Source organism: Methanofollis ethanolicus, assembly GCF_001571385.1.
Lineage (GTDB): Archaea > Halobacteriota > Methanomicrobia > Methanomicrobiales > Methanofollaceae > Methanofollis > Methanofollis ethanolicus.
Map to the genome: position 1 here is coordinate 2,693,459 of NZ_BCNW01000001.1, position 12,130 is coordinate 2,705,588.

Here is a 12,130-nt window from a genome sequence, read left to right on the forward strand (position 1 = left end):
AATTCTCATGCATCGAGTCACTGCCTCCTCCCACCCATGAAGAGAGGTGCCGATCACCCTTTTTCCTTTCATCGAGAGCGGGGGACTACACCGAAAATCAGAGATTTTCTTGTGCTCACTCCGCTCGCAGCCCCCTGACCCCGCTCAGGATTGGACCTTGAACGGATAAACCCTGCAACCTGAAGATGTCTGCCATCCACTGTCCTATCGTAATGGTGGGGGCGACCGGGAGGAGAGAGCGATAGCGACCTTGAGAAATCTCTGATTTTCGAGTGACGGCCGAAGTGAGGTCAAGAAACCGAAGGTTTCGCTGTAGTCCCCCGGAACAGGCCCTTCAGAACAGGATTTTCCCCCTCTCGCTTCAGGAAGGACTTTCGAGAGGATTTCAACAAAGATCCTATACCTTCTTTTCTGGAGCAGGGTTCATGAACAACAGGGCCATCTCCTCCTTCGTCAGCCTCCGCAGGTAGAAGTTCCCGACAGCAGCGATGATGACCGCCCCGAAGAGGTCGAAGATCAGGTCGGTCATCGTGTCGTCGAGGCCGTGCTGGAGGGCGGTCCCGAGGAAGGTGTCGAAGAGGTACTCGTAGATCTCCCAGAAGGCACCGAGGGCCATCGTAAAGATAACGATGAAGAAGATGATCATCGGCCGGGTGAGCTGCAGGCCCGAGTAGCGGTCGACCAGGAGGACGAGGACGAAGCCCAGGACCGAGATGGTGATCGAGGAGACGAAGTGCGCGACCTTGTCGTAGTAGGGGGAAAAAAGGAGATAATAATCGCTGACATGGCCGGCGACATGGAGGAAAAGGGAAAGGGCGATGAGGAGGTTCACTTCCCAGGGCATCGAGATGTCAGACCTCCTCCTGACGAGGTACGGGACGGTGGTGAGAAAAAAGGCGAATGAACCGACGAGGCCCAGGAAATAATCCCCCCTGGCAAAGCTGTACCCGACCTGGAGGAGGATGAGACCCTGTACGGCGTAGGCAAGGAGGATCCCGGAAAAATTCAGCCGGCGCCCCATGGGATGATGCTCCTATGGGATGCCGGCCATATAAGACTACCCGGAAAAAGAAGGGCGGGGGGTTCCCGCCCGGAAGTTAGGCATGTGCAGTTTTTCCCCGGTATTTACACCCGTTTTACCCGCTCGGCAAGGGCAAGGCCGGCCCGGTAGCACGCCTCGCGCTCGTCGGCGTCGGGCCTGAAGTAGACCTCCATGCTCCCGTCGATCACCTCGATCCCGGCCTTCTTCATGTCGCCGGCGATCTGATCCACCGCACCGCCGTGGCCGCCGTGCGAGCCGAAGGCAAAGCCGACCTTCTTCTCTGCCAGGCGTCCGGGCCGGAGACCGCGGAGGTACGAGAGGAACCCGGCGACTGTCGGGAGGACTTCGTCCTCCAGGGTCGGCGACCCGACAAGGAGAGCCTTCGAGTCGAGCATCTCGGCAACGATGTCTGAGCGGTGGCAGCCTTCGTACCTCCCATCCTTGAGGAGGCAGACCTTCACCTCGAGGCCGCCGTCCATCGCGCCGTCGGCAAGGGCCTTCGCCATCATGTCGGTCGAACCGTGCATGGTGTCGTAGACGATCGTCACCTTGTCTTTAGAGACGCCCTTCGACCACTCGACATAGGAGGTGACGATATCGGCGGCATAGGAGCGCCAGATGACCCCGTGGGAGGGGGCGATCATCCTGATCCCGATGCCGAGGTCGCCGACCTCGCCGAGTTTTTTCAGCACCTTCGGGGCGAGGGGGATGATCAGGTTCGCAAAGAACTTCTTCGCGTGACCGAGAGCGACGTCTTTTCCCAGTTCGTCATCGAAGCGTTCGGAGGAGGCGACATGCTGCCCGAAGGCGTCGTTCGGGAAGAGGATCTTCTCTTCGGCGAGGTAGGTGAACATCGAGTCAGGCCAGTGGAGCATCGGCGCTTCCAGGAAGACCAGGGTCTTTTTGCCGAGGTCGAGCGTCTCGCCGGTCTTCACCACCTTCAGGTTCCAGTCCTTCGTGTTGTAGTGGCGGGCAAAACCCTTCACCGCGACTTCGGTGCAGTAGATCGGGACGCCGGGGAGCATCTTTGCGATCTTCGGCAGGCCACCCGAGTGGTCCACCTCGATGTGATTTGCAATGATCACGTCAATCTTTTTCGGGTCGATGACCGAGGCCACCCGGCCGAGCACCTGGTCCTCGAAGCCAGGATAGCAGGTGTCGATGAGGGTGGTCTTCTCCTCGCCGACGACGAGGTAGGCATTGTATGTCGTCCCGGGCAGGGTGTAGCCGTGGTAGTCGCGGAGGTTCCAGTCGATGGCGCCGACCCAGTAGACGCCCTGTGCAAGTTCTGTCGCTTTCATCTGTTATCACCTTTTGTTCGTAACGCTACTAACATTCTATGGTATACGAACAAAAACTATATGATTCTTCCGATCTCATCTCTGAAAGATGGGCACGACGGGGAGAGGGGGACAGATCGAACTCTTCGCAAGCAGGGGAGGAGTTCATGCGGTCAAAAGCCCGGTCAGGGTGGCGATCCTGGAGATGCTCGCGGACGGGGAGATGCCCTTCGACACGATCGTGGAGAGGACCGGGAGGGCGAAGTCAACGGTCTCTGTCCACCTGCGAGATATGGTGGAGGAGGGGATCCTGGGGGAGCGACCGGATCCTGCAGATGCACGGCGGAAGATCTTCTTCATCGCCGCCGACCACCTCGGTGCGCTCTCGGCCGTGGACCGGATACCGGAGGAACTCGCACGTTATGCGGTTGAGTACAATGAGGGGGATGGCGACCCCTTCGCCTTCTACCGCCTGATGTTTCGGACCCTCAGGACGATGCTCATGCAGACCGGCGTCAACCTCGACCCCGTCCTCTTCGAGGCAGGGAGAAAGGTCGGCGAGGCGGTGGCGCCGGCCCTCACCGACCAGAACGCAGGAGATTTTCTCGGCAAGGTCGCCTGTTTCTGGGAAGAGCACCGCCTCGGACGGGTTGAGGCAGGGCCTGCGGCGCCCTTCGAGGTCTTCGTCTATGACTGCTTCGAGTGCGCTGACCTCCCGCGGATCGGGCGACCCGCCTGCTCCTTCGACACCGGCATCCTCACTACTGTCTTCTCCGCACAGTTCGGGAGGGAGATGGAGGTCACCGAGACGCACTGTTATGCCGCGGGCGATCCCTACTGCCGGTTCGTGATCAGGGAAGCCGGGCCCAAAAAATAACTCATCGGCTTTGGAGAAATCCTCCTCCATCGGTTGATAGTGCGTGCCGATCCTCTGCCTTCCCGTTCCCATTCGCCGGGGGACTTTTGCCCCCGGACCCCCGCGCGAGGATTGGTCCCGGGAAGAAAGGGTCGGAGTCCTGGAGGAGGAGGCCATCCCTGCCCCTATCGTAATGGCAGGGGGTATGGGGGGCGGCAGCCCCCCTGGACCCGGCACGTCTGAACAGAATTTTTTCCCCTATCACGTCAGGAAGTACTTTCACGCAAGGGTTTACCATGAAAATGATCTTGGAGAACGTCTCTCCGGGTTTGCACGAGACTCTGACTCTCATCGAGCATCCCCTTTTCGAGATGGGAGGTCCGCATTCTGCCTTCCCGGCCCTATCGCACTGCGGGGGTCCGGGGGCAACGAGAAGACCGAAGGTCTTCGAGGTAGTCCCCCGGCGCGAGCGTGGGGGAAGGCATGTTGACCAGCAGACCACAAAAAACAATTTTCATCGCGTATGCTTGAGTCCCCCGAGACTCATGCCTGATTCTACAGAGCCAACTCATCATACTTTTTTCGGCATTAGGGCATCAGAGGAGCATAGAACATCAAAATATCTCTACGCCCACGGAAAAAATAAAGCAGTTTCGGACGGAAAACTAGATTTTCAGGATATTCTGGTCTGCCATTCCGGGTTCGATCTTACGGACATGAACTCTCAGATCCAAAAAAGGGATCGGTCTCCCGATTGAGAGGTCACACACCGCCGATCCCGAGAATGATCAGGGAGAAGAGGATGAAGTCATAGGTGGCATGGGTGATAGCGCAGACGGTCGTGTTCGTCCTGACCCTGAGGTACGCAAAGACCAGGCCGGCAAGGAGGACAGAGAGAAGGCCGTCCCACGCGTACTGGTAGGCATGGAGGGCGGCGAAGACGAGGACCGAGAACGCGATACCAAAGCGCGGCTGGAGGACGCCGCGGATCGCGAGTTCTTCGCCCACGCCCGCGACGACAGCCGCAACGAGGGCGGCACAGGGCGTCAGGTACGAGGCGAAGAGCGCCTCCGTATAATCGGCGTCGGTGACGTACCAGCCGAAATAATTCCAGACTGCCGCGATCGCATGGTCCACGACCGAGAAGACGAGGACGAGGGCTACACCGACGCCGAGGGCGAAGGCGACCGACCTGAGCGTCGGCATCACGAGACCGAGGCGGTCCATGGCCTCGGGAAGAGACCGTTTCACGAAGAGACCGACGGCGATGAAAGCCCCGAGAATGGTCCAGAAAAGACCATATGCATCAGTCTTCGCCGCATCTGCCGGGGACATCGGCGCGATAGCGAACTCGGGATTGGCTATCAGGTCGACGAGGGGCGGGTGGCCGATGACCAGGAGGGGGATGGGCGGGATGATCATGAGGGCGGTGATCATCACCAGGGCCACTGTGTGGACGAAGTTGTCAGGATCGATCGGGATATACTGCGCAAGGAAGAGACGGAACCGTCTGAAAAAACCGATCATGCTGACTGCGGCCGCAAGCAGGGAGAGGAGCAGACCCTCGAAGAGGGCGAGGACCATCTCGAAAGGCGGTTCTTCGACCTCAAGCAGGGACATCCAGGGCGCCAGGCAGAAGAACCAGGAGACAAGCGCAAGCGCCAGGACGAACATGACCGCAAGGGCCGCAACGACAGGGCGCAGGCGCGGGCGGTCGAAAGAGAGGAAAGCAAGGAGGGCGATCAGAAAGATCGGTGCCGCCTCGGCCCCTGTCGAGAAGAAGAGGCCGATGTCGCCCTGCGGGTCGCTGGAGAGACCAACGACGAGGGCAAGCGCTCCGGCAAGGAGGGCAAGCAGGATCAAAAATGGGTGGAAGGTGGATCTGTCCATCATGATATCAGAAGATCACTGTACGCCCGCGGATCATAAATATCCGCCTTCCACCCGATTTTTCGGCTTTGCAGAATCGCTCATGAAACGCACGCCTCAAGCATACCGGATGAAAACAGTTTCGAAGAGATCTCCGGGGCGTGGAAGGTTTCTTGATCCCTCTTTTCACGATAGAAGAACAGGTAGAGACCTCGCTCAATCGCCGCCCCCACCGATCCTCTGTCTGTGGGGGATGAAGATAGGGTCTGGAAGGCAAAGGGCCGATCATTCTGAGGCGAGATCGATCCGAGAATGAAGATTTCTACAGAGCTCCCTTTTTCAGCATTTACACAGTCGGGTCAGAAAAACAGGAGGCCGGAGACCCCGCTCCTATGCGCCAGCGAATTCTCTCACCATCGCGATGTTCCCAACATCGTCCCGCCGATCGTCCACCGGGGTCTCGCAGATCAGGGGCAGACGCCGGACCGCCGGGACCGCAAAGAAGGCCCGGAAACCTTCCTCCCCGATTGCCCCGAGGCCGATGTGCTCGTGGCGGTCGAGGTGCGAACCGAGAGCGCCCTTGCAGTCGTTGCAGTGGATGACACGCAGGCGGCCGAGTCCGATCGCGTCGTCGAAGGCGTCGATGGTCGCCCCGACGACAGTCTCCTCCCGCAGGTCATAGCCCGCCGCAAAGGCATGGCAGGTATCGAAGCAGACAGCAGTCCTCTCTTCGGGGAGGGCATCCAGGATCAGCCTGATCTCCTCGAAGGTCCCGCCGAGACTGTTCTTCGTCCCCGCGGTGTTTTCGAGGAGGAGGGCTGCATCACCCCCAGCCTTGTCAAAGGCGTGCAGGACGCCGTCGATGAGCCGCCGACGCCCGCCCTCGATCCCGGTACCCAGGTGGCTGCCGAGATGCATCACAAGAAAAGGAACGCCGAGGCGGTCGCAACGACCGAGTTCGGCGGCAAGGGTCTGGACAGACTTCTGGTACACCTCCTCCTTCGGCGAGGCGAGGTTCGGGAGGTACGGCATGTGGACGACGGCCGGGCCGATCCCGGAGGCGGCGAGGCGGGAGCGGAAGGCAGCGGCCTCGCCGTCGGTGAGAGGCTTGAACATCCAGCCCCGCGGGTTCCGGGAGAAGATCTGGAATGTGGTGCACCCCCGTTCCCCGGCCCGCCCAACGACATCGGCAAGGGACCCGGCGATGGAGACATGGCAACCGACGCGTAGCATGGAGATGCGTGGGGCATCAGGAGAGATGAGGGTGACGATCCGGAGAGGCGCCGGACCGGCACATTTATTGCCGCACCGCTCAGGGATGCAAGTGTCGGTATGATCTTTTTTGAGTTCGCCAGGCGAAACGTACGCCTCCACTGGCTCCGGTCCCTCCTTGCGGTGATCGGCATCGTCATCGGCGTCGCCGCCATCGCATCGATGGGCATCCTCGGCAACAGCCTGGTGCTCTCCATCTCCGACACCCTCACCGACGTCGGCGACACCATCGTCGTCACCCCCCATACCGGCGGAGGAAACGGGCCGCCCGGCGCCTCCTCGAAAGGGATCTCAGACAGGCAGGTGACCGAGATCCAGCGCGCCGTCGGGTCGAATATCGTGGTCCCCCTGTACGTGGGCGGGGACCGGATCGTCATCGGCGGCGAAGTCGGGGCCGCATCCATCTACGGGATGCGCCAGGAGGACGTACCCGAACTCCTCGACCTTGACGACGGCGTCTACCTGCGGGGCCAGACAACGACGATGGTCGGCGCGAAACTCGCCGAAGAGTACGACCTCAGGGTCGGAAGCCGGATCCGGGTCGGCGACCAGGAGGAAAGGCTCAGGACGGCCGGGATAATCAGCGAAAGGGGCGTCGGTTTCGACATCAACCCCGACTACGCCCTCGTCGTCTCAGACACCTTCTACCAGGACTTCTACGACGTGGACGAATGGGACCAGGTGATCGTCAAGGTGCGCGACCTCAACGAGATCGACGCGGTCAAGGCCGCCATCGAGGACCAGCTCAACAGGAGAGAGCAGGTGGTGAACGTCCTCGACACGAAGGCGATCCTGGAAACCCTCATCGAGACCTTCAACAGCATCTCGACGTTCACCACGGCCATCGGCGGCATCTCCCTCGTCGTCGCCGGGGTCTCCATCTTCAATGTGATGATGATGTCAGTGACGGAAAGGACAAAGGAGATCGGGGTGATCAGGTCCATCGGCGCCCTGCAGAAAGAGGTCCTCCTGATGTTCCTGTACGAGTCCCTCATCCTCGGCCTGACCGGGAGCGCCATCGGAGGTCTCATGAGTTTTGTCGGCGGCTACCTCGCGGTCAGCGTCATGCTTCAGGACACCTCGTACCTCTTTGTCCCTTCAAGCCTTGTCTACGTCCTGTACGGGATGGCCTTCGGCATCGGCACAAGCATCCTCTCCGGCCTTTACCCCGCGTGGAAGGCCTCCCATGTAAACCCGATCGAGGCGTTGCGGCATGAATGAAGAAGAACCAATCATCAGATTCACGGACGTGACCAAGGTCTACCCCCTGCCGGCAGGCGACGTCGTCGCACTTGACCATGTCTCCCTCGACGTGATGCCCGGCGAGTTCCTGGCGATCATGGGCCCCTCGGGGTCGGGGAAGTCCACCCTCCTGAACCTCATGGGCTGCCTGGACACCCCGACCGCCGGCACCCTCTCCATCAAAGGAAAAGACATCGGCACGCTCTCCGACGACGACCTCACCCGTCTCCGGCGGGACCATATCGGCTTCATCTTCCAGCAGTTCAACCTCATCCCCCTCCTGAATGTCATCGAGAACGTGGAGTTCCCCCATATCCTGAAGGAACAGAAAGGGGGGTGCACCGAGCGCTGCCTTGAGGTCCTCGCCGCCGTCGGCCTTGAAGAGGAACTCTTTTCCCACACGCCCGCGGAACTCTCGGGCGGGCAGCAGCAGAGAGTGGCGATCGCCCGCGCCCTCATCAACGACCCCGAGATCCTCCTTGCCGACGAACCGACAGGCAACTTGGACACGAAGACCGGGACCGGGATCATGGAACTTCTGGACGATATGAACAGGCGGGGCAGGACGATCATCATGGTCACCCACGACCAGAACGTCGCCGCGTACGCACGGCGCAGGATCACCCTCGTCGACGGCAGGATCGCATGATCTTCCTCACCTTCGCGGTGCGGAACCTGCGGCGCCACAAGGCGCGGTCCGTCCTCGCCACTCTCGGGATCGTCATCGGTGTCTTTGCGATCGCGTCCCTCGGCGTCATGGGGAACTCCATCAACCTCCTTGCCGCCGCTCTCATCGCCGATGTCGGGGACACGATCGTCATCACGCCGCACACCGCCCTCAGCGGCGTCGGGTTCGTCGGCGACCCGAGGACTGTCGTCGCGGCCACCATCCCTGACGCCGATGTCAAGCGTATCGAGAGGGCGGCAGGGGGGAACAGGGTAATCCCCGTCCTCCAGGGAGCCAGCGAGATCACGGTCGGGAACGAAGGAGGGTACGCCCAGGTCATCGGGCTCGCGACCGACGACATCCCCTTCCTCCTCGACCTGGAGGACGGGAACGACCTGCGCACCGGGTCGAGGAGCGCCCTTGTCGGCACCTACCTGGCCAGGGAGTACGACCTGCGGGCCGGGAGTAGGGTCCGTCTCGGCGACGAGCAGACGATCGTCTCCGGCATCATCGCTGAAAGGGGATTTGCCTTCGACATCAACCCCGACTATGCTGTCGTCATCGTGGAGGAGAGGTTCCGGTACCTCTTCCCGGACAGGGAGGGCTACGACTATGTGGTGATCCGGGTCGCCGACCCTGCGGAGATCGACGGCGTCAAGGAGGAGGTCGACAGTCTCCTCAACAGGCGCGACGACGTCGTCGACATCACCGACTCGCGGGAGGCCCTGCGGCAGATGACCGAGATCTATGCTGCAATGACACGGTTCCTCCTCGCGATCGGGGCGGTCTCCCTGGTCATCGCGGCAGTCTCGATCCTGAATGTGATGATCATCTCGGTCACCGAACGGACACGGGAGATCGGGGTGATGCGGAGCATCGGAGCACTCCGCCGCGAGATACTCCTGATGTTCCTGTACGAGGCCCTCATCCTCGGCATCGCCGGCAGTCTCATTGGCGGGGCCTTCAGTTTTGTCGGGGGGTATTTCATCAGCATCGCCGCCATTCAGGTGTTCACCGCCGGCACCACCTTCGCCGAGGGGGTGACTGTCTTTGACCCGGTCTCGATCGCCTACATACTCTTTGCCATGGTCTTCGGGACGGTGACGAGCATGGCATCCGGGCTCTACCCGGCCTGGCAGGCATCGAGGATGAAGCCGATCGAGGCCATACGGGGGTGAATGAGTGCGGACGGCGCAGCGGATCTTTCTCGTCTTTGCGGTGCGGAACCTGAGACGGCACTGGGTGCGGTCAGGGCTTGCGGCCCTCGGGATCATCATCGGTGTCCTTGCCATCGCATCCCTCGGCATCCTGGGCAACAACCTGATCGTCCTCTTCTCCGGCCTGGTCGCCGATGTTTCGGACACCGTCGTCGTCACCCCCCACCTTGCGGCCGCAAGCGGCGACCCTTTCGACCCAAGGTCGGCCCTTGCCACCGGGATCACCGAAAGGGACGCCGACAGGATCGCGCGGGCCGCCGGGGCGAACCCGTCCATCCCCCTCATCCAGACCGCGGAGGTGCTCAAAAAAGAGAGAGAGAGCGGCTTTGTCCCGGTGATCGTCATCCACGCCGACGACATGCCCCTCCTCCTCCAGGTCGCGGAGGGGTCGTTCCCGCCGGGATCAGGCAGAGGGGTTCTCGTCGGCGCGCTCATCGCCGATGAACTCGACATCAGGGCAGGGAGCAGGGTCTCACTGGCTGGCGAGGATGTCAGAGTTGCCGGCGTCCTGGAGGAGCGGGGGCTTGCAATCGACATCAACCCCGACTATGCCATCGTCGTCACCCATGACTGGTACACCGACCTCCGCGGCGAGGAGGACTATGACAGGGTGGTGATCAAGGTCGCCGACCTGGGGGAGATCCCAGCGGTCAAGGCCGCGGTGAACGAGCAGATGAACAGACGCAAAGAGGTGGTGGACGTCCAGGACTCCAGGGAGATCCTGGAATTGTACTACCAGACCTACGACGCCATCTCGACCTTCCTCATGGGGATAGGGGGCGTCGCCCTCCTCGTCTCCAGCGTCTCGATCCTGAACGTAATGATCATCTCGGTGACCCAGAGGACACAGGAGATCGGGGTGATGCGGAGCATCGGGGCGCTCCGTCGTGAGATCCTCCTGATGTTCCTGTACGAGGCGATCATCCTCGGCATTGCCGGGAGCCTTATCGGCGGGGCGCTCTCGATCGTCGCAGGGTATGCGATCACCGCCTCGGTGGCGGAGACCATCTTTGCCGGATATGGTACCTCACCGACAGCCCTCGACGCTGCGGGGGTGAGGGCAATCATCCTCGGCATCGGTTTCGGGATTGGGACAAGTCTCCTCGCAGGTGTCTATCCTGCCTGGAAAGCGGCGCACCTCGATCCGATCGAAGCTCTTCGCTACGAGTGAAAGGGACGGACACCTATATATACGAGCATATGGATCGTCGATCGCCCAGGGAGACACATGGCTGTACGTGATCAGGGCGGACTCGCTCTCCGTGCACCGCGCTTTCACCGCCGCCAGAGCGGCCATCAGTCGATGGAGGTTATCATGCTACTCCTCGAAGAACGGGACAATGACATTCGAGCCCCGGAGAAATACGGGAGAGAGGAAAGGACATACGAGAGAAAAAGCAAATATTTATAAACCAAGTATCGGGATAATAGATCGAGCATGACAGCAGAGGTTGGAGCAGCAGAGTGGCTGCACGAAATCCTGCAGGGGAAACCGGACACCGGCGATGTCTCCAGACTGCTCACCGTATCCGACCAGGAAGTCCGCGATGCGATCCGGCGCCTCAGCAAGACCGAGAAAATAGAGGCCCTGGAAATCCTGAAACAGTTGAAAATCGCCGAATATATCATGAAAGAGCAATAGACCCCTGCTTTTTTTTCGTCTTCATCGAGAGCGCCGGGGCTCAGGAGGCAGGGATGCAGGAGAGGGTCATATGCCCCGAATACCCCCCTGAACCTGCAAGGACCTGAAGGGAGAAGGAGACCGGCCTGGCGGCCCGTACCGGGAGGGCGCCCGGGAGTGCGGTCTGGCTGGAGGGGCCATAACCGACCTCGCCGCCGTCACCGAGCGCAGCGCCGTAGATGATATTCCATGTGCCGTCGGCGCGCTGTCCCAGTCCCATGTCGTCCTGCTCCACAAGAATCGTACAGGGCACATTCCCGATGTTCCGCACCGTGGGCAGGTCCGCGGTCCCGAAGTCGGTGTCTCCCACGATCCGGGCGCTGGTTTTGAGGCGGGCACCCCCATAGGGTACCACAGAAAAGTCAAACTCGCAGCAGGCGACCGGCAGGTAGGTATACATGCCGGACACCGGTGTCGCGGTGCCTCCGGAGACTTCCACCCGATAGTCGCCCGGCATCTGCCAGTATGCAAGGTCGGCTTCCCCGCCCCGCACCGAAACGGCCCCGGTCCTGAGCGCCGCACGGACGAGGGCAGGACTCCACCCGGGAGCATACCTGACAAGGCCTGCTGACTCCGCACTCAAGAATGCTTCCCTGCCATTGTCGAGGGGCGAGAGCGTCGCCTCATGGGCCGGCGACCCGTCGGGCATCACCACGCGGGCAGAGACCGCCCCGGTGTCCGGGATGCCGAGGACAACCGCCCGGTACTTCACCGTCTTCGTGCTGTCGAAGCGGCAGGGTGGGGAGAGCTGGCTCCCGGCCATTTTATGGAGGGGGTCTCCGTCCTCATGGGCCCGGGTTGCATCCTCCGCCCAGAGGCACAGGAGGATGGATCTGGTCGTCGGGTCGGTGGTCGGGTCGGTGGTCGGGTCGGTGGTCGGGTCGGTGGTCGGGTCGGTGGTCGGGTCGGTGGTCGGGTCGTCGATCAGATCATCGGTCATGTCATCGATCAGATCATCGATCAGATCGTCATTCAGATCCTCGGTCATGTCATGGGTCAGATCG

The 12,130-nt window shown here is 61.2% G+C and carries 11 protein-coding genes; 6 read left to right on the forward strand and 5 right to left on the reverse strand.

From position 1 onward, the window contains the following. Positions 1–397: 397 nt before the first annotated feature. Both MEFOE_RS13075 and MEFOE_RS13080 read right to left on the reverse strand, forming a co-directional pair. Positions 398–1,021 (reverse strand): hypothetical protein, encoded by a 624-nt coding sequence (locus MEFOE_RS13075; RefSeq protein WP_067052768.1) that lies wholly within the window; start codon positions 1,019–1,021, stop codon positions 398–400. A 104-nt stretch (positions 1,022–1,125) separates the two neighbouring features. Beyond that, positions 1,126–2,343, reverse strand: coding sequence for an FprA family A-type flavoprotein (locus tag MEFOE_RS13080; protein ID WP_067052770.1), 1,218 nt, complete (start codon positions 2,341–2,343; stop codon positions 1,126–1,128). A gap of 88 nt (positions 2,344–2,431) precedes the next feature. On the opposite strand from MEFOE_RS13080, the gene MEFOE_RS13085 reads away from it, so the two are divergent. Beyond that, positions 2,432–3,199: a V4R domain-containing protein gene (locus MEFOE_RS13085; protein ID WP_067052772.1), complete on the forward strand. Its 768-nt coding sequence runs from the start codon at positions 2,432–2,434 to the stop codon at positions 3,197–3,199. A 741-nt stretch (positions 3,200–3,940) separates the two neighbouring features. Here MEFOE_RS13085 and MEFOE_RS13090 read toward each other — a convergent pair. Then, positions 3,941–5,071: a CPBP family intramembrane glutamic endopeptidase gene (locus MEFOE_RS13090; protein ID WP_067052774.1), complete on the reverse strand. Its 1,131-nt coding sequence runs from the start codon at positions 5,069–5,071 to the stop codon at positions 3,941–3,943. A 366-nt stretch (positions 5,072–5,437) separates the two neighbouring features. Next, on the reverse strand, positions 5,438–6,280 hold the full coding sequence (locus tag MEFOE_RS13095; protein ID WP_067052776.1) for a deoxyribonuclease IV: 843 nt from the start codon (positions 6,278–6,280) through the stop codon (positions 5,438–5,440). 99 nt (positions 6,281–6,379) lie between these two features. Between MEFOE_RS13095 and MEFOE_RS13100 the strand changes: the two genes are divergently transcribed. From MEFOE_RS13100 to MEFOE_RS13125, 5 genes are all read left to right on the forward strand, one after another. Beyond that, positions 6,380–7,540, forward strand: coding sequence for an ABC transporter permease (locus tag MEFOE_RS13100; protein ID WP_067052778.1), 1,161 nt, complete (start codon positions 6,380–6,382; stop codon positions 7,538–7,540). Beyond that, entirely contained in the window at positions 7,533–8,210 is a 678-nt protein-coding gene (locus MEFOE_RS13105) for an ABC transporter ATP-binding protein (protein ID WP_067052780.1), read from the forward strand. The genes MEFOE_RS13100 and MEFOE_RS13105 overlap by 8 nt, the downstream gene beginning before the upstream one ends. Next, positions 8,207–9,406 (forward strand): ABC transporter permease, encoded by a 1,200-nt coding sequence (locus tag MEFOE_RS13110; RefSeq protein WP_067052781.1) that lies wholly within the window; start codon positions 8,207–8,209, stop codon positions 9,404–9,406. Before MEFOE_RS13105 ends, MEFOE_RS13110 begins: the two co-directional genes overlap by 4 nt. A 4-nt stretch (positions 9,407–9,410) precedes the next feature. Further along, positions 9,411–10,616 (forward strand): ABC transporter permease, encoded by a 1,206-nt coding sequence (locus MEFOE_RS13115; RefSeq protein WP_067052783.1) that lies wholly within the window; start codon positions 9,411–9,413, stop codon positions 10,614–10,616. Positions 10,617–10,883: 267 nt separating this feature from the next. Then, positions 10,884–11,087: a hypothetical protein gene (locus MEFOE_RS13125; RefSeq protein ID WP_067052787.1), complete on the forward strand. Its 204-nt coding sequence runs from the start codon at positions 10,884–10,886 to the stop codon at positions 11,085–11,087. 40 nt (positions 11,088–11,127) lie between these two features. Here MEFOE_RS13125 and MEFOE_RS14290 read toward each other — a convergent pair. Next, positions 11,128–12,130 (reverse strand): hypothetical protein (locus MEFOE_RS14290; protein ID WP_235809637.1); only part of this gene is annotated, 1,003 nt, incomplete at its 5' end.